We start from the raw sequence: 19,476 nt of genomic DNA on the forward strand, positions 1-19,476 counted from the left end.
CCGACGGTCTCACTCCGTGCGGGCGCGTGGCGCCATCGCAGAGACCATCGTTCGCGACGCCATCCCCGTCGCGGACGAGAAACGACGAAGGGGACGCGCGGTACGACCGCACGTCCCCTTCGTCTCGCCGGGTGCCCGGCATCCGGAATCGATCCTCACACGACGGTGAAGACCACCTCGACCTCGACGGGGCTGTCGAGCGGCAGCACGGGAACGCCCACGGCGGAGCGGGCGTGCGCGCCGGCCTCGCCGAACACCTCGCCCAGGAACTCGCTCGCCCCGTTGATGACTCCCGGCTGACCGGTGAACTCGGGAACGGATGCCACGAATCCGGTGAGCTTGAGCACACCGGTGAGATTGTCGACACCGCCGGCCACGGCGGCGGCCGCGGCGATCGCGTTCAACGCGCACTGGCGGGCGAACGAGCGGGCGTCGGCGGGGCTCACCAGTCCGGCGGACTCCCCCACCTTGCCGGTCGCCGGCAACGATCCCTGCACCATCGGCAACTGGCCCGAGGTGTAGACGAGGTCACCGTACCGTTTGGCCGGAATGTAGGACGCCACGGGCGGGACGACGGCGGGCACCTCGACGCCCAGCTCCGCCAGGCGCTGCGAGACGCTCACTGCTGGCCCTCGAACTGGCGGGCCGCCTGTTCGGCCGCGCCGAGACCGGCGTTGGCCGTCCCGCCGCCCGTGGGCCGCTTGAGGTAGGCGACGAGCCCACCCTCGGGACCGGGCACGACCTGCACGAGCTCCCAGCCCTGCTTGCCCCAGTTGTTGAGGATCGCGGCGGTGTTGTGGATCAACAGCGGCGTGGTGACGTACTCCCACGTGATCATTCGGGCTCCCGGCGGTGACTCGGCGCGCGCAGACTCGTGCGCGCGGGATGAACGCGTACGCGTGCGGGCGCACGCCTTCGAGGCATCGCCCAGCAACGTCGCTTAGCATCAACCCTATGCCCGAGAACAAACGTACGGCTAGCGGTGCCCTCGGCGGCATCGTCGGCCTCGTCGGCCTGAGCGCGGTCGCCGGACTCCTGGTCACCGCCGCTGTGACGCCGGCCATCGCCGTGTCCGGCGCCGCCGCCTCCAGCGCCATCACCATCTTCGACAAGATGCCGAGCTACCTGCAGCCCGACGAGCTCATGGAGCCGACGACGCTCATGGCCGGCGACCGGGTGCTGGCGAAGTTCTACGACCAGAACCGCTCCCCCGTCACGTTCGACCAGGTCAACCCGGTGATGTACGACGCGATCCTGTCGTCGGAAGACCCGCGGTACTACCAGCACGGCGGCGTCGACCTCATCGGCACCACCCGCGCGCTGCTGAGCAATGCCTCGGGCGGCGAGACGCAGGGTGGCTCGTCGATCAGCCAGCAGTACGTCAAGAACGTGCTCGTGCAGCGCTGCGAGCTCGAGGCCCGCGCCGTCGAGCCCACCGACAGCGACCCCGGCATGACGCGCGACGAGGCACTTCAGAAGTGCGCCCTCGAGGCCGTGCAGTCCGAGGGCACCGAGGGCTACCAGCGCAAGCTGCAGGAGATGCGCTACGCCATCCAGCTCGAGAAGGAGTACACGAAGGATCAGATCCTTCTGGGCTATCTGAACATCGCGAACTTCGGTGGCACCACGTACGGCATCGACGCCGCCGCGCGGTACTACTTCAACACCCCGGCCTCGCAGCTGAGCGTCAGCCAGTCGGCGATCCTCGCGGGCATGGTGCAGAACCCCAACCGCTTCCGCATCGACCGCGCCGAGGGGTCGATCTTCGACAACGACGGCACGGCGTACAACAAGCAGCCCGACGGCTCGATCGACGACGTCGATCAGGGCACGATCCAGGCGTTGTACACGCTGCGCGACAACGGCGAGATCACGCAGGAGCAGTTGCTCAACGCCGCCGACGGCTACAGCGAGACCAAGGGCCGACAGCTCTACGTGCTCAGCCGCATGGAGGTCGACGGCAAGATCACGCACGAGCAGTACGTGGCGGCCGCCCTCGAGCCGATCAGCCCGGTGATCACGCCCACCAGCCAGGGCTGCGCCTCGTCGGCCGCTCCGTACTTCTGCCAGTACGTCGTCTCGACGATCCTGAGCGACCCGGCCTTCGGCACCGACACCGACGAGCGCGTCCGCGCGCTGCGTCAGGACGGCCTCACGATCCAGACGACGCTCGACTGGCGGGTTCAGGATGCCGCGCAGAACGCGATGAACGCCTACGCGCCGCAGAGCTTCGACGGCATGAAGTTCGGTTCGACGGTCGTGAACACGGAGTCGAAGACCGGTCGCATCCTCGCGATCGCGCAGAACACGAAGTTCACGCAGGACCCGGGTCAGGCCGAGGCCGATCCGTCGTTCAACTCGGTCGTGTTCGCCGGTGACAGCACGAACGGCGGCTCGATCGGCTTCAGCGCGGGGTCGACGTTCAAGCTCTTCACGCTCGTGGACTGGCTCGAGAAGGGCCACTCGCTCAACGAGACGCTGAACGGCCGCATGGGTCCGGTGCCGAACATGACGAACTCCTGCACCGGCAACTACGTCAACATGAACAACGACCGCATCAACAACTTCGCCAACAACGGCGGCTACGTGGGAACCCCCATGATGTTCACGCGCGACTCGCTGAACACCGGCTACCTGCAGATGGCCGCTCAGCTGGATCTCTGCGACATCGCCAAGACCGCGAAGAAGCTGGGCGTCACCCGGGGCGACGGCACCGACATCACGATGCAGTACGCCAACAACGTCATCGGAAACGACAACGTCTCGCCCATCGCCATGGCCGGCGCGTATGCGACCGTGGCGAACGGCGGCACGCTGTGCCAGCCCAAGGTCATCGACAAGATCACCGACAACAAGGGCGCCGACCGCGCGATCCCCGAGCGCACGTGCTCGCCCGCGCTGACCCCCGAGATCGCGGCGACCGCGGCCTACGCCCTGCAGGGCGTCATGGCCGGCGGCGGCACCGGCTCGCAGGGCAACCCGCGCGACGGCACCCCGGTGCTCGGCAAGACGGGTACCCACGAGGGATGGCAGACCTGGATGATCGAGTCGTCGACCAACACGACGACCGCGGCCTGGGTCGGCAACTACGAGGGCAGCGAAGACCTGTTCCGCAAGTACTGGGGCGGGCGGGCGCTGTCCGACATCCGCTACCCGCTCGCCGCCGACGTCCAACGCTCGTCCGACGACTTCTACGGCGGCGACCGGTTCCCCGACCCCGCCTCCAACCTGCTGCGCACCATCCAGCGCGACCTCCCGAATGTCGTCGGTCAGAGCATCGACAGCGCCCGGTCCACCCTCGAAGGCGCCGGTTTCCGCGTCTCGATCGGCGACCCGGTCGACTCCGAGTTCGGCGGCGACCGCGTGGCCGCGATGAACCCCGGCGCGGGTTCGGCGGCCGCGGGTTCGGTCATCACGCTCAGCCCCGGCAACGGGCAGGGCGGCACCGTTCCCGATGTGTCCGGGCAGCCGGTCAGCTCCGCGCGTGCGGCGATGCTGTCGGCCGGGTTCGGAACCGTATCGATCGGGTCCTGTCAGCGGGACGGCAATGCGCCCGCAGAGGGACGCGTCGCCTCGACGAGCCCCTCCGGCGGTACCTCGGCGAACAAGAGCACGCCCATCACGCTGGCCATCGTCGCCAAGGACTGCCCGTGACGCGCCCCCTCGCGACGGCCGCCCTCGCACCCCTCGGGGTCGCGGGGGCGGCCGCTGTCGGGGCAGCGGTGTGGGGAGCGGGCATCGAGCGGTATCTCTTCACCGTGCGCTATCACGCCGTCCGCGTGCTGCGGCCGGGTGCGGAGCCCCTCCGGGTGCTTCATGTGTCCGACGCGCACATGGCTCCCTGGCAGCACCGCAAGCAGGAGTGGATGTCGAGGCTCGTCGAGCTGGCCCCCGACCTCGTCGTCAACACCGGCGACAACATGGGCCACCGCGACGGTCTCGTCGGGGTGCGCACCGCCTTCTCGTCGCTCCGCGGCGTTCCGGGTCTGGTCGTCCACGGATCCAACGACTTCCAGGAGCCCGCGCCCCGCAACCCGCTGCGGTACTTCCTCGGCCCCTCGGGCCACCTTCCCGCGCACAAGCACCTCGACATCGACGCGCTCGATCGCTTCTTCGCCGTGGATCTGGGATGGAGCATCCTCGACGACACGGCCGTCTCGCTCGAGGTGAAGGGCACGCGCATCACGGCGTTCGGTGTGAACGACGCCCACCGCAACTGGGATCGCCCCGAGCTCATCCCGCCCGTGCTCGACACCTTGGATGCCGCCGACCTCCGGATCGGCGTGATGCACGCGCCCTACCGGCGGACGCTCGACACGTTCACGGGTCTCGGCGCCGACGTCCTGCTCGCGGGCCACACGCACGGTGGCCAGGTGCGTGTGCCGTTCAGCCGCAAGGCGCTCGTCTCCAACTGCGACCTGCCGCTCGACCAGGCGCGCGGCCTGAGCGAGTGGACGTACGACGGGCGCACGGTGCCCCTCAACGTCAGCGCCGGCCTGGGGCACTCGATCTACGCCCCGGTGCGTTTCGCGTGCCGGCCCGAGGCGACACTGCTCACGCTGCTCCCCCGCTGACCCGTTCTCCCCATCCTCGAAAGGGGCCGTTCCTTCCACGGAACGGCCCCTTTCGCCGTCCGGGGCATCCCTTCAGCGAGCACGATCGAGTCTCCTCGACCGAAGGGACTCCGCATGAACCATGCTCCCCCGCCCACCCGCCGTCGCCTCCCGGCCTTCCTGGCCTTCCTGGCCGTGCTGCTCAGCAGCCTGACCATCGCTCCGGTCGCCCACGCCGCCGATCAGGGCACCGGCTTCGGCACCTGGGCTCCCCTCTCGCGCACCGGTTGGCACGGCTCCATGCGAGTGGGCGACGTGCACACCTATTGCATCCACCCGGGTCTGCCCGTCGCCACCGGGCCCACGACGGACCACGGCGTCACCTCCGACGTGAACGGCCTCAGCCCGCAGCAGCTGGTCTCGATCAACCACCTCGTCAGCACGTACGGCCAGACCGACGACGCCGTGCAGGCGGCCAGCGTGGGCTGGGCCGTGAAGGCGATCGTCGACCGTGACACGACGCTCCACTCGTGGGGGTATTCCGGCGACCAGTTACCGGAGGCCATCGACTTCATCATGCGTCGCGCGAGCCCCGAGAACAGCGCGGCGATCCAGGAACGCACCCTGCAGTACCTCGCCGAAGCGGAGGCGATCCGGGTGCCCCGCACCGGCGGCTCGCTGACGCTCTCGGCGGCGCAGGACGACCCCACGCGCGGCACGCTCTCCGTCGACGTCGACCCGGATGCCACGGGCACACTGCATCTGCAGAACGCGGTGTTCGCCGACACGGGGTCCGCCGATCGACACGACGTGCGCGGGGGTGCGACCTACGCGATCATCGCCCCCGCCTCGGCCTCGGACGACGGGCGGCCCTACACGGTGCGCGCGACGGGCTCCTTCTCGGTGCGCGCCGCCGCCATCCGGTACTACTCGACACCCGATCAGCAGGAGTCCGCCGGTCCCGCCGGCCCCCAGACGTTCGAACTCTCGACCCAGGATGCCGCGCCCCGGCCCGTGCAGTTCTCGCCGCGCGTGCAGACGGTCGCCCGTCTCGACGGGCGCCGCTTCGTCGACGACGTCACGGTGTCGACACAGGACGGCGTGTGGCCTCGCCGGGCGGACGGGTCGTTCGTCATCCTCTCGGCCACCGCCGACGTCTACCGGACGGGCGCATTCCCCGCCGAGGCCGACGAGGTCCCGGCGTCGCTGAAGCCCGTGGCCCAGCTCACGCTGCGCACCGATCCGCTCGAGGGGGCGGGAACGTACACCGTGCAGACCGAGGCGGATCTGCCGGGCGCCGGTGTGTACACGGCCGTCTGGCGCATCGAGCGCTCCGCGCAAGATGCGGATGTCGTGCCGCACCTGCCGCCGTCCTTCCTGTGGGTAGAGCGGTTCGCCTCGCCCACGCAGACCGAGCAGCTCGTTCCGACGCCCCCGGCAGACCCGACACCCGCGCTGACACCCGCGGCCACGGTGGTTCCGGTGCCGGCTGCCCTGCCTACGGCGCCACCCGCAGCGCTGCCCGCGGTACCCGTGCTGGCGGCCACGGGGGTCACGACGGCCTCGCTCGGCGCCACTGGCGGCCTCGCGGTGGTGCTGCTCGGTGCGGGGCTCGTCGCGGCCCACACGGCCCGGCGACGTCGCACTCCGCGGTCCTGAGCCGCGGGGAGGCCGCTGCGTCACGCGCGGCCTCCCTGCGCGGGCGCAGCGCGGACGAAACCCACGTGGACGAACCAGGACACCGGAACACGCCCTCCCGAACGCGCTCGAATCCCGCAATGGTTCGAAGCATGCCGCCCGACGGGGTAGACTTTCCTAGTTGCAACGGGGTGTGGCGCAGCTTGGTAGCGCGCGTCGTTCGGGACGACGAGGCCGCAGGTTCAAATCCTGTCACCCCGACCACTGCATCACAGAAGGCCCTCCGCGAAGCGGGGGGCCTTTCTGGTTCTCTCGGGGCCGCGAATGTTCGCGAGAGAGCGGGGGCATTCTCTCCGTGCGGCGAACGTCACAGCGACGTGGACGCCGGCAGCTGCGAAGCCCGCATTCTCGGGTCAGCCGGCGAAGCCGAAGCGCGAGGAATGATCCCCGTGCTCTCGCATTCTTCTGCGCCCCTTCGATCAACCGGAATGAACGTGCCCTCCGGGGGACCTTCGAGGACACGACGTCCGCGCGGCGACGGGAACGGCCCACGCGACAAAAAGCACCCCCGGTACCTCCCGAAACGGGGAGGCACCGGGGGTGCTCTTCAGATGCGCTTAGCGGGTTGCGCGGCGCAGACGACGGTAACCGAAGGCACCGAAGCCACCGAGCAGGAGCGCGACAGCACCCCAGGCCAGCGGAGTCGGGTCACCCATACCGGTCACGGCGAGGCCGCCGCCACCGTTGCCATTGCCGTTGCCGTTACCGGGGTTGCCACCGGGGGCAGGGGTACCGGAGGGCGAGGGCGCCGGGGCGGGAGCCGCGGCGACCGAGAAGCTGACCGAAGCCGAGCTGGAGACGCTGTTGACCGTCTGGGTGGCGACGACCGCGTAGGCGCCTTCACCGAGAGCGTTCTTCAGCACGATCGACCACTTGCCGTCCTTGACGGTGGTCTCGCCGACCTTCGCGTCGTTGATCGTGACCGAGATCGCCGCACCGTTGACACCGGTGCCCGAGACCGAGGTGGGGATCGCCGCACCCGAGTACGAGGCACCGTCCTGGATGCCCGTGATGGTCGGAGCCGACGGGGCGACCGTGAACGACGAGGTGGCCTCGGCCGAGGTCTGACCGTCGCGCGCCTGCGTGGCGGTGACGGAGTAGGTGCCGATGGCGAGGTCAGTGGTGACCGACCAGGTGCCGTCGGCGGCGACCTTGGCGCTGCCCTTCGCGTCACCCGTGAGGGTCACGGTGGCGCCGGCGAGACCGGTGCCCGAGATCGAGGTGACCTCGTTCTCGACGGTCGAACCGTTGGCCGGGCTCGTGATGACCGGGGCCTCCGCCTTGACCTCGACCGACGCGTCGACCGAAGCCGACTTGTTGAAGCCGTTGACCGCGCGCAGCGAGAAGGAGAAGGTGCCGAGCTTGTCGGGAGCGGTGAAGCTCCAGTTGCCCGAACCGTCGACGGCCACGTCGAAGGTGTCGCCACCCTCGGGGGTGACCTTCAGGGTGGTGCCCGCGGGGGCGGTGCCCGAGATGGCGCCGCCGACGCCGACCGTGCCGCCATCGGCGGGGGTCGTCAGTGCGGGGGCGTCGACCTTCACGGCGACCGAGTAGCCGTCGGTGCGAGCCAGGCCGGCCTGCAGGTCGGCGGCCCAGAGGAAGGTACCGGTCTCGTTACCACCGGAGACCACGCCGACAGCGGTCGTGCCCTGGAAGACGGCTCCTCCGGAGTCGCCACCCTGAACGGTGTCGATGTCGCCTTCGACGGCGAATCCGTAGACCCAACGCACGTCGTTCTCTTCGGCGACGCGCATCCAGCCCTCGACGCCGGTGACGTTACCGGTGGTGAGACCGGTCGTGCGGCCCGACTTGGAAGCCGGCTGGTTGACCTGCGCCGAGCCGATGGCGCGGACGTCGGTCGTCGACGCCGACAGGTCCTCGGACGAGGCCGTGGTCCAGTCGGTGATCTCGGGGAGGAGGTCGAGGTCGGTGTTGGTCACATCGATGGTGGCGATGTCGACCGACGAGGTGTCGCCCTCGGCGCCCGGGGTGTTGCCCGGTCCGCCGAACTGCGAGAACGCCAGGGTGCCGAGCGGCGCCTTGACGGCGATGTCGGCGTTGTTCTTGTCGCCGCCGCCTGCCGGGTCGCCCGAGGGGAGCGAGAGCAGGCTCTCGGTGAGGGAGCCGTCGGCGTTGCAGTGACCGGCGGTGATGACCGCGGGGTCACCCTGCGGCGTCCAGCCGGTGAAACCGACCGAGCAGAGGGCGACGGAGTTGCCACCGGCGGGGGAAAGGTATCCGGCGCCACCGACGAGGTCGTTGGTCGCGGCAGCCTTGATGGGGTCGATCTTCTTGACGACGACGTTCGACTTCGTGTCGACGAACGACTTGGCCTCACCCTGGAGGTCGGCTTCGTCGGCCGTGGTGTACACCACGACGTTGCCCGAGCCGTCCTTGGCGACGCCCTGCACCTGGTCGCTGCTCGTCATGAGCCGCTGCGCGGTGGCATCGAATTCGGGGCCCGTGGTGGGGGCGGTCGACTGGTCTTCACCGGCGAAGGCCACAGCAGGGGCCAGCAGACCGGACGCGGTGAGCGCGACGGCGGCCGATGCTCCGGCCCACCCCAAACGCTTCATGTTTCGTGTCATCGTCTCATCTCATGTGTTTGATGGAAAAACGCACAACGAGAAGGACGGGGATCGCCATTCGGGTCCCCACCCACCTCTCAGCGTCGCGGCCTACCCTACGACAACCTGATAGTTCTTTATGACTTTTTTTCCGCATTCGTTCGTAAATGAGGAGACTCTCATGTTCCCCCGCATTCTCGCCCTCGCCGCAACTGCATTCGTCGGAATCGGAATGGTGTCCGGCGGCGGGCGGATCAATGGGTCCTCCCCCGCCGAAGAAGAGGGTCGCTGGAACGGGCACGGTTCCGAATTCCTCGAGTTCACCGACGGCGATCTGCGCGGCAGCGACGGCTGCAACGGGGTCGCCGGCTCCTACGTGCGCGACGGCGATACGCTCGAGTTCCGGCGGGGGATGTCGACGATGAAGGCCTGCCTCGGTGTAGACACCTGGCTGCGGACCGCCGCCCGCGCGCGCGTCGACGGCGACACCATGACGGTGTTCGACCGTGACGGCACGCGCATCGGCACCCTGACCCGCGCGGCGTGAGACGCCGCAGCTCACCGGGTCACCCACCTCGGCCGTCTCCGCGGTCGACGGGGCGAGCACACCCTCGCCCGTAGAATCGACGAGGCAGCGCACTCCGCCGGCCCGCGCCCCGCACGTCCGCGTGGCGACGACCACCGACCTCCTCAGGAGAACCGTGTCCGACGCCTCGCCCCGCCTCGTCGCCTTCGACCTCGACGACACCCTCGCCCCGTCGAAGTCCGCGATCGATCCGCGCATCGGCGACCTGCTCCTGGCTCTCGCCGAGCGCGTCGAGGTCGCGATCATCTCGGGTGGGCAGCTGCAGCAGTTCCGCAGCCAGGTCGTCGAGCGTCTGCCGCAGGCCGACCCGGCCCTTCTGGCACACCTGCACCTCATGCCCACGTGCGGCACCCAGTACTACCGCCTGTCGACCGACGGCATCGAGACCGTCTACGCCCACTCGCTCACCGACGACGAGAAGCAGCGCGCCCTGGCCGCCGTGAAGGAAGAGGCCGAGCGCCTGGGGCTGTGGGAGGCCGAGCCCTGGGGCGACATCCTCGAGGACCGGGGCTCGCAGATCACCTTCTCGGCGCTCGGACAGTCGGCTCCCCTCGACGCGAAGATGGCGTGGGACCCGACGGGCGAGAAGAAGAACGCCCTGCGCGAAGCCGTCGCCGCCCGTATCCCCGATCTCGAGGTGCGCTCGGGCGGGTCGACGTCCGTCGACATCACCCACCGCGGCATCGACAAGGCCTACGGCATGAACAAGCTCGCCGAGGCCACCGGCATCCCCCTCGACGACATGCTTTTCGTCGGCGACCGCCTCGACCCCGACGGCAACGACTACCCCGTGCTGGCGATGGGCGTGGAGTGCCAGGCCGTGCACGGGTGGGAGGACACCGCCGCGTTCCTCGAGACGCTCGTGCCCACACTGCCGGAGCGCACCGGCGCCTGACGTCGCGCCCGGCTCGGTGAGCCGGGCCGAGGCCGCGGCGATGCCCGTGTCAGAGGATCTGACCGATCGGCTCGCGCTTCTCGGCCTGGAACCGGTCCTCGGTCCGGCCGTAGGCCCAATAGCCCGACAGCGAGACCTGATCGCGGGCGAGACCCCACCGGGTGAAGACGATGTCGCGCAGGGCTTTCATCGCCTCGCGCTCCCCGTGGGCCAACACCTGGCCCCGCCCCGGAAGCGGATGCCACGAGCCCACCGCGTCGGCCAGCACCGCTGACGCACCCGCCTGCGCTGCGCCGCGGTACACCCAGTGCACCTCGACGCCGGCCGGGGCGACCAGCTCGACCTGCTCGTCGGCGTTCTGCACCTCGAGGAAGGCCGTGCCCATGGCATCCGGGGCGAGCGCCTCAAGGCCGGCGGCGATCGCGGGGATGGCGGACTCGTCTCCGACGAACAGGTGCCAGGCGGCCGCCGGGTCGGGCGCGTAGCCTCCCCCGGGTGACGACACCACCAGGCGGTCGCCGGGACGCGCAGACGCCGCCCAGGGGCCCGCGAGGCCCTCGTCACCGTGCACGACGAAGTCGATGGTGAGCTCGTCACCGTCGACCCGACGCACCGTGTAGGTGCGGGTGACCGGAAGATCCTCGGGACTCAGCGTCTCGCGCAGCGCCGCCAGGTCGTACGGCGGCTCCAATCCCAGTTCCGCCTTGGCGAACGTGATCTTGACGTACTTGTCGGTGTGCGGGCTCTCTCGGAACGCGGCGAGGTCGTCGCCCCGTGCCCGCACGCGCACGAGGTGCGGCGTGAGCCGCTCCGTCGCGACGACGTGCAGAACGTGCTGGGGGCGCGGCGGGCGCGCGGGACGGTCGGTCATGAGGGGTCCTCTCTCGCGGGCATCGAGGCCCGGTCCACGGTCGCGGCGTCTCGCGCCGCACCGGCGACGGCGGCGTCGCCGCGGTCGTCGGGACTCAGCGCGACAGCCACCTGGGCGTAGTAGTCGGCGATGTGCGCTCGCACGCTCTCGCGCGCCTGCGCGGCCTCGCCCGCCGCGACGGCGGCGACGATGCGGCGATGTTCGCCGCGCAACCGGGCGGCGGTGGCGGGCCAGTCGCTCAGTCGCGCGGCCCCCGCCTGCGTGTACGATTCGATGGAGCTCCGGAGCCCCGCCATCATCGCCGAGACGACCGCGTTGCCGGACACCTCGGCGAGCGCCTGGTGGAAGCGCGCGTCGAGGGCGAGGAACTCGACGGGGTCGAGGTCGGCGGCATCCATGGCATCCAAGATGCCGGTGACCTCGGTGAGGTCGGCGTCGCCCCGGGCGAGGCGCTCGGCGACGTCGCACTCGAGCACCACGCGGGTGCGCACGACGTCGGCCAGTGGGAAGCCGTTGGCGGCCACCTGCAGGCGCAGGAACGCCCCCAGTCCCCCACGCGGTGTGGTGACGATCATCGCCCCCGCGTTCGGTCCCGAGCCGGTTGCCGTGCGGACGACGCCCAGCACCTCGAGCACGCGGATGGCCTCGCGCACGCTGGAGCGTCCCACCCCGAGCTGGGCGGCGAGTTCGCGCTCGGGCGTCAGCCGATCACCGGCGGTGAGGCGTCCATCGCGCAGGTCGGCCTCGATGCGCTCCAGGACGACCTGCCAGGCGCGCGGTGCGGTGTCCGGCATGGCATCCCCCGTTCGACCGACCGAGGCGGCGTGGCCGGACCACACCACCTTACGTGTGCCCTCGTCAGGAGGCGTCGGCGCTCGCGTAGCCCGCCGGATTGGTCGTCTGCCAGTTCCAGTAGTCGCGGCAGGCGTCGTCGATCGAGAAGCGCGTGCGCCACCCCAGCACGTCGGCGGCCTTCGTCGGGTCGCAGTACGTCGCGGCGACGTCGCCGGGACGACGGTCGAGCATCTTCTTCGGCAGATCGTGGCCGACCGCCTTCTCGAACGACGCGACGAGTTCGAGAACGCTCACGGGGCGACCGGTTCCGAGGTTGAACACCTGGTGACCGGGCTGCGCCTGCTCGAGGGCGGCGACGTGCCCCTCGGCCAGGTCGACGACGTGGATGTAGTCGCGCAGGCCCGTGCCGTCGGGGGTGTCGTAGTCGGAGCCGAAGACGCCGATCTCGTCGAGCGTTCCGATCGCGACGCGCGACACGAACGGCATGAGGTTGTTCGGGATGCCGGCGGGGTCTTCGCCGATCAGGCCCGACGGGTGCGCCCCCACGGGGTTGAAGTAGCGCAGCACCGTAACGTTGAGCTCGGGGTTCACGCGCGCCACGTCGGCGAGCACGACCTCGTTCATGCGCTTGGACTTGCTGTACGCGTTCGACAGGTCGACGCTCGTGGTGGACTCCTCGGTGAACGGCAGGTCGGCCGGGTCGGAGTACACCGTGCCGGTGCTCGAGAACACGAACGAGCGGATGCCGTGGGCGATACCGGCGCGCAGCAGGGCGAAGGTCGTGTCGAGGTTGTTGGAGTAGTACTCCAGGGGCTTCTGCGTGGACTCCCCCACCGCCTTGAACGCCGCCAGGTGGATGATCGCGTCGATCGGGCCGTGCTCGTCGAAGACGGCCGACACGACGGCATCGTCGGCGGCGTCGCCCACCACGAGCGGCGCCGGCTTGCCGGTGATGCGCTCGACGCGCTCAGCGGCGACGGCGTGCGTGCCCGACAGATCGTCGAGGAGGACGACGTCGTGCCCGGCTTCGAGAAGGGCTACGGCCGTGTGGGTTCCGATATAACCGGCACCGCCGGCCAGGAGTACGCGCATGCCCCCAGGCTATCGCCCGGCGCCCGCGGCCCTCGCAGCGGGGCGCCCGTCAGCGACCGTCGAGCCGCCCGCCCGACTCGCGCAGGTAGCACACGGCACACATCGACTCGTAGGTGACCTCGCCCGCGATCTGGCCCTCGTCGATCGCTACCTGATCGCCGTCGAAGACGAACCGCCCGCCGACCAGGCGCGCGTTGAAGATCGCCTTGCGCCCGCACCGGCAGATGGTCTTGAGCTCTTCGAGGCTGTGGGCGATCTCCATGAGCCGCGCAGAACCCGGGAACGCCTCGGTGCGGAAGTCGGTGCGGATGCCGTAGGCGAGCACCGGGATGCCGTCGAGCACCGCGATGCGCAACAGGTCGTCGACCTGCGCGGGGGTGAAGAACTGCGCCTCGTCGACCAGCAGGCACGCCACCGGGGCGTGCCCCGCCGCGCTCTGGAACACGGCGCGGAGGTCGTCGTCGGGAGCGACCAGGAAGTCGACCGGGCGATTCACGCCGAGCCGACTGTCGATCTGGTCGGCACCCTTGGTGTCGATCTCGGGCTTGGCCAGGAGCACGCGCTGGCCGCGCTCCTCGTAGTTGTACGCCGCCTGCAGCAGGGCCGTCGACTTGCCCGAATTCATCGCCCCGTAGCGGAAGTACAGCTTCGCCACGACGACCTCAGGCGTTGATCTTGAGCGCCTGGGCCGTGGCATCCAGCTCTGTGCGGGCGGCCTCGGGACGCGTGTTGAGCGTCTCGCCGTAGCTGGGGATCAGCGTGCGCAGACGCGGCTCCCACTCGGCCATGCGCTCGGGGAAGCACGTCTTGATGAGTCCCAGCATGATCGACACGGCGGTCGAGGCTCCCGGCGAGGCGCCGAGCAGTCCCGCGATCGAGCGGTCTTCGGCGGTGATGACCTCGGTGCCGAACTGCAGCACGCCGCCCTTGTCCTTGTCGCGCTTCATGACCTGGGCGCGCTGACCGGCGTCGAGGAGCTCCCAGTCCTCGTCCTTCGCGGTGGGCATGAACTCGCGGAGGCTGTCGACCTTCTTCGCGTGCGTTTTCACCAGCTCGCTCACGAGGTACTTGATGAGACCGGGGTTGTCGACGGCCACCTTGAGCATCGGCAGCAGGTTGTGCGGACGCACCTGCGTGACGATGTCGAGCATCGAGCCGTTCTTGAGGAACTTGGGGCTGAAGGTCGCGAACGGGCCGAACAGCAGAGCCGATTCTCCGTCGACGACGCGGGTGTCGAGGTGGGGCACCGACATGGGCGGCGCGCCGACCGACGCCTGCGAGTAGACCTTGGCCTGGTGCTGGGCGACGATGCCGGGGTCGGAGGTCTTCAGCCACTGTCCGCCGATCGGGAAGACGCCGTAGCCCTTGATCTCGGGGATGCCCGAACGCTGCAACAGCTTGAGCGCCCAGCCACCGGCCCCCACGAAGACGAACTTCGCATTGATCGATCCGGGCGTACCGCCGATGACGTGGCGGTACGAGACCTGCCACGACCCGTCCTTCTGCTTCTTGAGCTTCTTGACGTCGTGGTTCGTGGCGACGTCGACGCCCTTCTCGCGCAGGTTCGTGAACAGCTGGCGCGTGAGCGAGCCGAAGTCGACGTCGGTTCCGGCGGGGACGCGCGTGGCGGCGAACGGCTCGCCCTTGCGACGCTTCTGCATGAGCAACGGGGCCCACTGGTTGATGACGCGGGAGTCCTCGCTGTACTCGATGCCCGCGAACAGGGGCTGCAGCTTGAGCACCTCGTAGCGCTTGCGCAGGAACGCGACGTCTTTCTCGCCGCGGACGAACGTCATGTGCGGGGTGGCGTTGATGAACGTCGACGGCTCATCGAGCACGCCTTCGGCCACCAGCGAGGCCCACAGCTGGCGGCTCTGCTGGAACTGCTCGTTGATGGCGACGGCCTTGGCCGGGTCCATCGAGCCGTCCTTGCCCTCGGGCATGTAGTTCAGCTCGCAGAGCGCCGCGTGTCCGGTGCCCGCGTTGTTCCAGGCGTTGGAGCTCTCCTGCGCGACGTCGCTCAAGCGCTCCAGCACAGCGATCTTCAGATCGGGCTGGAGGTCTTTCAGCAGCGTGCCGAGAGTGGCGGACATGATGCCGCCACCGATGAGGAGAACATCGACGTTTTCAGTCACCCGACGATTCTAGGTGCGCGCCGAGAGGTGTCTCGACATCGAGAGATCGGTCGGTTCGATGTCGAGACAACCCCGGGTAACGGCATCCGGATGCCGAGGTTCAGACCGTGGCGGAGAGCTTCTGCGCGACGATCTCGGCGATCTGCACCGCGTTCAGCGCCGCGCCCTTGCGCAGGTTGTCGTTGCTGATGAACAGCACGAGCCCCTTGCCCTCGGGGGCGGACTGGTCGGCGCGGATGCGTCCGACGTAGCTGGGGTCGGTGCCGGCGGCCTGCAGCGGCGTGGGGACCTCTTCGAGGCGCACGCCGGGGGCCTCGGCGAGCAGTTCGCGCGCGCGCTCAGGGGTGAGATCGCGGGCGAATTCGACGTTGATGCTGAGCGAGTGACCGGTGAACACGGGAACGCGCACGCACGTGCCGGCGACGCGGAGGTCGGGGAGCTCGAGGATCTTGCGGCTCTCGTTGCGGAGCTTCTTCTCTTCGTCGGTCTCGTTCTGGCCGTCGTCGACGAGGTTGCCGGCGAAGGGGATGACGTCGAAGGCGATGGGCGCGACGTACTTCTCGGGCGCCGGGAAGTCGAGAGCCGAACCGTCGCGGACGAGGCGCTCGACGCCGCCCTGGGCGAGCACGCCCTCGACCTGACCGAGCAGCTCCTGCGCTCCGGCGAGACCGGAGCCGCTGACGGCCTGGTAGGTGCTGACGATGAGACGCTCGAGGCCGGCCTCGGTGTCGAGCACCTTCAGCACGGGCATCGCGGCCATCGTCGTGCAGTTCGGGTTGGCGACGATGCCCTTGACGGCCTGGTCGATGGCGTGGGGGTTGACCTCGCTCACGACGAGGGGCACCTCGGCATCCATGCGCCAGGCGCTGGAGTTGTCGATGACCAGGGCGCCCGCCTCGGCGAAACGCGGGGCGTGCGCGCGGCTGCCGGTGGCACCGGCCGAGAACAGCGCGACCTCGACACCGGCGGGGTCGGCCGTGGCGACGTCTTCGACGATCACGGAGTGTCCGGCGAACTCGATGGAGGAGCCGGCGGAGCGGGCCGTCGCGAACAGACGGAGCTCGCGGATCGGGAACGCACGCTCGGCGAGGATCTCGAGCATGACGGCGCCGACCTGGCCGGTGGCGCCGACGACGGCGAGGGAGATTCCGGAATCGGAGATGCGGGTCATGCGAGGTCCTCGGGTGTTCGGGAGTGGATGCCGCGAACGCGGCGTTCGGGTCAGGCTAGCGCGCGGGCCGGGACAGGTCGGCTGCCGGGGGCCGAACTCCGGAGAAGTCGACCTGGATGCGCCGGTGGATGGCGGTATTGCGCGGATGCGCGCAAGCGGCGCGGCGGAACTCAGGAGTTTCGCACCCGCGACGCCCGGACGGGAGTGTCAGCGACCGGTGCCGGCGTGGATGGTGGCCTCGGCCTCGCCGTCCAAGCCGTAGGCGGTGTGCACGAGGCGCGCGGCCTCGGCGAGGTCGACGCCGCGCACGACCACCGAGATGCGGATCTCGGAGGTCGAGATCATCTCGATGTTCACGCCCGCGAGGCTGAGCGCCTCGAAGAGGGTCGCCGAGACGCCCGAGTGGGTGCGCATGCCGGCGCCCACGACCGAGAGCTTGCCGATCTGGTCGTCGTGCACCAGGCTCTCGAACCCGACCTCGGACTGCTCGCCGGCGAGGGCGCGCAGGGCGGTCGCGGCGTCGGTCTTGGGAAGCGTGAACGAGATGTCGGTGCGAGCGGTCGCGGCGGCCGACACGTTCTGCACGATCATGTCGACGTTGGCGCCGGACTTCGCGACGATCTTGAAGATGTCGGCGGCCTTGCCGGGGACGTCGGGAACACCGATCACGGTGATCTTGGCCTGGCTGAGGTCGGTGGCGACGCCGGCGACGATGGGCTCTTCCATGGTGGCTCCCTCGGGGACGAGCGGGGACTTCTTGGAGGCGTCGAGCACCCAGGTGCCCTCGCCCGCGCTGAACGTGGACCTCGCGTGGATCAGCACGCCGTGACGGCGGGCGTACTCGACGGCGCGGATGTAGAGCACCTTCGCGCCGTTGGCGGCGAGCTCGAGCATCTCTTCGCTGCCCACGCGGTCGAGCTTGCGGGCCAGCGGCACGACGCGCGGGTCGGCGGTGAAGATGCCGTCGACGTCGCTGTAGATCTCGCACACGTCGGCCTTCAGGGCGGCGGCGAGCGCGACGGCGGTCGTGTCGGAGCCACCACGGCCGAGGGTGGTGATGTCGCGGGTGTCGCGGTTGAAGCCCTGGAAACCGGCGACGATGACGATCGCCCCCTCGTCGAGGGCTTCGCGCAAGCGCACGGGGGTGACGTCGACGATGCGGGCGGCGCCGTGCGTGGCATCGGTGATCATGCCCGCCTGGCTGCCGGTGAAGGAGCGCGCTTCGAAGCCCATCGAGTGGATCGCCATCGCCAGCAGCGCCATCGAGATGCGCTCACCACTGGAGAGCAGCATGTCGAGCTCGCGGGGGGCGGGGATCGGCGCGACCTGGTTCGCCAGATCGAGCAGTTCGTCGGTCGTGTCGCCCATGGCGCTGACGGCGACGACGACCTCGTGACCGGCGCGACGCGTGTCGACGATGCGTTTCGCGACCCGCTTGATGCTCTCGGCATCGGCGACGGAGGAACCGCCGTACTTCTGGACGATCAGCGCCATAAGAGGAACTCCCGGATGGGTCGGGCGTCGGGATGCCACGACGGGGCGCTCGGATGCCGCGCCCGAGGACCCATCCTAGGGGCGGCCGCATGCCGCCCCCGTCATGCGTGCACCCAGCCCCGCGCGGATAGGATCGAGCCCTCCCGCCCGGTTCGTGTTCCTGGAGGCCCGCGGTTGTCCCCCACCTCGCGTCGACTGCTGTCGTCGCTTCGCCGTCTCGTGCACACCGACGACGAGGCGAGCCCCGACACGCAGCTGCTGCCCGTCATCGACGAGGCGCTGTCGACGCGCATCCTCGACCTCGCGATCCGCATCGGCGAGACCATGCTCGTCGTCGGGGCGCCCGCCAGCGAGGTGACGCTGACCATCGTGCGGGTCTGCGGCGCGTACGGACTCGACCCGGTGCACGTCGACGTCACCTACAACTCGATCACGATCGCGCACAGTCGGCCGGGGGCGAGCCGCCCGACGACGCTGCTGCGCGTGGTGCGCGGATCGGTGCCCGACCACGCCAAGCTCCAGCGCCTGCAGGCGCTCATCACCGAGATCACGGGCGGGCTCGCGCTCGACGACGCCATCAGCCGGTGCCGCGCCATCCGGCGTCTGCCGTTCCGGTACCGTCCCGCGATCGTCATCGCCTCGCAGGCGTCGCTCGCGGCCGGCGTCGCCATCATGTTCGGGGCGAACTGGCTCGCCCTCGTGCTGTCGTTCATCGCGGCCGCGCTGGCGGCCACGACCCAGCATCTGATGGCCCGCGCCCGCGTTCCCTACTTCTTCGCGCAGATCGCCGGTGGTTTCGTGCTCACCGTCGTCGCGGCGCTCTCACCGCTGCTGCGGTACACCGGGCTCGACGCCGCCGCGGCGATCCGCCCGTCGGTGATCGTGGCATCCGGGATCGTGCTCATGCTCGCGGGACTCACCGTGGTCGGCGCGGCCCAGGATGCCATCGACGGATTCGCGTTGACCGCGACCGGGCGCATCCTCGAACTCACCACGCAAACGCTCGGCGTGGTACTCGGCATCCTCGCGGGCCTCGAGACCGTGCGGGTGATCGGGCTCGGGATGTCGCCTCCGTCGAACGCCCTGCCGCTGGGCCCCGTCACCGTGCAGTTCATCGGCGCCGCGGTCATCGCCATCGCCGTGGCCGTCTTCAACGGCGCCGGCGCGCGCATCATCGTCGTCAGCGCAGCTCTCAGCCTGGTGGCCTGGGCCGGGTACGTGGGCGCCTCGACCCTCGGGTTCGAAGTGGCGGCGGCCAGCGGCCTGGGCGCTTTCATCGGCAGCTTCATCGGCATCGTGGTCGCCTACCGCCTGCACGTGCCCTCGGTGGCGATCACGACGGCGGCGATCCTGCCTCTCGTCCCCGGTGCCGCGGTCTTCCGCGGCCTGCTCGGCATCGTCGAGTCGGGCGACGACCCGGCCGTGCTCATGACGGGCGTCACCACCCTGGCCGGGGCGGCCACGATCGGTATCGCCCTGGCCGTGGGCGCGTCATTGGGCATCTACCTGGGGCAGCCGTTGCGGGCGACGTTGTCGAGCGTCGTGCGGGCGCGTTCGCGGACGCGGCGGTAGGCGCCGCCGCGTCGCGCGGGTCGGGCGGCAGCAGTCAGAGCGTGCGG

16 protein-coding genes and 1 tRNA gene are annotated in these 19,476 nt (G+C 69.9%); 7 read left to right on the forward strand and 10 right to left on the reverse strand.

What is annotated here, in order from left to right:
- Positions 1 to 155 precede the first annotated feature (155 nt).
- Both IFU19_RS12485 and IFU19_RS12490 read right to left on the reverse strand, forming a co-directional pair.
- Entirely contained in the window at positions 156 to 623 is a 468-nt protein-coding gene (locus IFU19_RS12485; RefSeq protein WP_055838418.1) for a RidA family protein, read from the reverse strand.
- Entirely contained in the window at positions 620 to 838 is a 219-nt protein-coding gene (locus IFU19_RS12490) for a DUF4177 domain-containing protein (RefSeq protein WP_055838421.1), read from the reverse strand. The genes IFU19_RS12485 and IFU19_RS12490 overlap by 4 nt, the downstream gene beginning before the upstream one ends.
- A gap of 116 nt (positions 839 to 954) precedes the next feature.
- Here IFU19_RS12490 and IFU19_RS12495 point away from each other — a divergent pair, with 116 nt between their 5' ends.
- The 4 genes from IFU19_RS12495 (at position 955) to IFU19_RS12510 (ending at position 6,455) form a co-directional block, all read left to right on the forward strand.
- Positions 955 to 3,654, forward strand: coding sequence for a transglycosylase domain-containing protein (locus IFU19_RS12495; RefSeq protein ID WP_055838423.1), 2,700 nt, complete (start codon positions 955 to 957; stop codon positions 3,652 to 3,654).
- Positions 3,651 to 4,574 carry a metallophosphoesterase family protein gene (locus tag IFU19_RS12500; protein WP_192014171.1) on the forward strand — a complete coding sequence of 308 codons (924 nt, stop codon included), beginning with the start codon at positions 3,651 to 3,653 and terminating at the stop codon, positions 4,572 to 4,574. Before IFU19_RS12495 ends, IFU19_RS12500 begins: the two co-directional genes overlap by 4 nt.
- 114 nt (positions 4,575 to 4,688) lie before the next feature.
- Positions 4,689 to 6,212 carry a hypothetical protein gene (locus IFU19_RS12505; protein WP_192014173.1) on the forward strand — a complete coding sequence of 508 codons (1,524 nt, stop codon included), beginning with the start codon at positions 4,689 to 4,691 and terminating at the stop codon, positions 6,210 to 6,212.
- Between the two features lie 166 nt (positions 6,213 to 6,378).
- Positions 6,379 to 6,455: transfer RNA gene (locus tag IFU19_RS12510), tRNA-Pro, on the forward strand.
- A gap of 353 nt (positions 6,456 to 6,808) precedes the next feature.
- Here IFU19_RS12510 and IFU19_RS12515 read toward each other — a convergent pair.
- Complete coding sequence (locus IFU19_RS12515; RefSeq protein ID WP_192014175.1) at positions 6,809 to 8,827, reverse strand: S1 family peptidase; 2,019 nt, start codon at positions 8,825 to 8,827, stop codon at positions 6,809 to 6,811.
- Between the two features lie 172 nt (positions 8,828 to 8,999).
- Between IFU19_RS12515 and IFU19_RS12520 the strand changes: the two genes are divergently transcribed.
- Complete coding sequence (locus IFU19_RS12520) at positions 9,000 to 9,365, forward strand: META domain-containing protein (RefSeq protein WP_192014177.1); 366 nt, start codon at positions 9,000 to 9,002, stop codon at positions 9,363 to 9,365.
- Between the two features lie 154 nt (positions 9,366 to 9,519).
- Positions 9,520 to 10,299: an HAD-IIB family hydrolase gene (locus IFU19_RS12525; protein ID WP_055838461.1), complete on the forward strand. Its 780-nt coding sequence runs from the start codon at positions 9,520 to 9,522 to the stop codon at positions 10,297 to 10,299.
- 49 nt (positions 10,300 to 10,348) lie between these two features.
- Here IFU19_RS12525 and IFU19_RS12530 read toward each other — a convergent pair whose 3' ends face one another.
- From IFU19_RS12530 to IFU19_RS12560, 7 genes are all read right to left on the reverse strand, one after another.
- Positions 10,349 to 11,170 (reverse strand): siderophore-interacting protein, encoded by an 822-nt coding sequence (locus IFU19_RS12530; protein WP_192014179.1) that lies wholly within the window; start codon positions 11,168 to 11,170, stop codon positions 10,349 to 10,351.
- The gene (locus IFU19_RS12535; RefSeq protein ID WP_082516610.1) at positions 11,167 to 11,964 is read right to left on the reverse strand and encodes a FadR/GntR family transcriptional regulator; all 798 of its coding nucleotides are present in this window, start codon (positions 11,962 to 11,964) and stop codon (positions 11,167 to 11,169) included. Before IFU19_RS12535 ends, IFU19_RS12530 begins: the two co-directional genes overlap by 4 nt.
- Positions 11,965 to 12,028: 64 nt before the next feature.
- The gene (galE, locus tag IFU19_RS12540) at positions 12,029 to 13,057 is read right to left on the reverse strand and encodes a UDP-glucose 4-epimerase GalE (protein ID WP_191926592.1); all 1,029 of its coding nucleotides are present in this window, start codon (positions 13,055 to 13,057) and stop codon (positions 12,029 to 12,031) included.
- A gap of 49 nt (positions 13,058 to 13,106) precedes the next feature.
- Positions 13,107 to 13,712, reverse strand: coding sequence for a thymidine kinase (locus tag IFU19_RS12545; RefSeq protein ID WP_055838470.1), 606 nt, complete (start codon positions 13,710 to 13,712; stop codon positions 13,107 to 13,109).
- Positions 13,713 to 13,719: 7 nt separating this feature from the next.
- Positions 13,720 to 15,192, reverse strand: coding sequence for a malate:quinone oxidoreductase (locus IFU19_RS12550; protein WP_055838473.1), 1,473 nt, complete (start codon positions 15,190 to 15,192; stop codon positions 13,720 to 13,722).
- Between the two features lie 100 nt (positions 15,193 to 15,292).
- Positions 15,293 to 16,363, reverse strand: a complete 1,071-nt coding sequence (locus IFU19_RS12555; protein WP_192014190.1) for an aspartate-semialdehyde dehydrogenase — start codon at positions 16,361 to 16,363, stop codon at positions 15,293 to 15,295.
- Positions 16,364 to 16,570: 207 nt separating this feature from the next.
- Positions 16,571 to 17,857: an aspartate kinase gene (locus IFU19_RS12560; RefSeq protein ID WP_055838480.1), complete on the reverse strand. Its 1,287-nt coding sequence runs from the start codon at positions 17,855 to 17,857 to the stop codon at positions 16,571 to 16,573.
- Positions 17,858 to 18,031: 174 nt separating this feature from the next.
- Between IFU19_RS12560 and IFU19_RS12565 the strand changes: the two genes are divergently transcribed.
- Positions 18,032 to 19,429 (forward strand): threonine/serine ThrE exporter family protein, encoded by a 1,398-nt coding sequence (locus IFU19_RS12565; protein ID WP_192014192.1) that lies wholly within the window; start codon positions 18,032 to 18,034, stop codon positions 19,427 to 19,429.
- The last annotated feature ends 47 nt before the right edge of the window (positions 19,430 to 19,476 follow it).

The sequence above is a fragment of the Microbacterium sp. CFBP 8794 genome (assembly GCF_014841235.1).
Classification (GTDB): Bacteria; Actinomycetota; Actinomycetes; order Actinomycetales; family Microbacteriaceae; genus Microbacterium.

Excerpts from the sequence above, each read along its gene's own strand:
- IFU19_RS12535 (WP_082516610.1), bottom strand. The coding sequence starts at position 11,964 with ATGCCGGACACCGCACCGCGCGCCTGGCAGGTCGTCCTGGAGCGCATC.
- IFU19_RS12560 (WP_055838480.1), bottom strand. The coding sequence starts at position 17,857 with ATGGCGCTGATCGTCCAGAAGTACGGCGGTTCCTCCGTCGCCGATGCC.
- IFU19_RS12555 (WP_192014190.1), bottom strand. The coding sequence starts at position 16,363 with ATGACCCGCATCTCCGATTCCGGAATCTCCCTCGCCGTCGTCGGCGCC.
- IFU19_RS12515 (WP_192014175.1), bottom strand. The coding sequence starts at position 8,827 with ATGAAGCGTTTGGGGTGGGCCGGAGCATCGGCCGCCGTCGCGCTCACC.
- IFU19_RS12520 (WP_192014177.1), top strand. The coding sequence starts at position 9,000 with ATGTTCCCCCGCATTCTCGCCCTCGCCGCAACTGCATTCGTCGGAATC.
- IFU19_RS12530 (WP_192014179.1), bottom strand. The coding sequence starts at position 11,170 with ATGACCGACCGTCCCGCGCGCCCGCCGCGCCCCCAGCACGTTCTGCAC.
- IFU19_RS12490 (WP_055838421.1), bottom strand. The coding sequence starts at position 838 with ATGATCACGTGGGAGTACGTCACCACGCCGCTGTTGATCCACAACACC.
- galE (WP_191926592.1), bottom strand. The coding sequence starts at position 13,057 with ATGCGCGTACTCCTGGCCGGCGGTGCCGGTTATATCGGAACCCACACG.
- IFU19_RS12495 (WP_055838423.1), top strand. The coding sequence starts at position 955 with ATGCCCGAGAACAAACGTACGGCTAGCGGTGCCCTCGGCGGCATCGTC.
- IFU19_RS12505 (WP_192014173.1), top strand. The coding sequence starts at position 4,689 with ATGAACCATGCTCCCCCGCCCACCCGCCGTCGCCTCCCGGCCTTCCTG.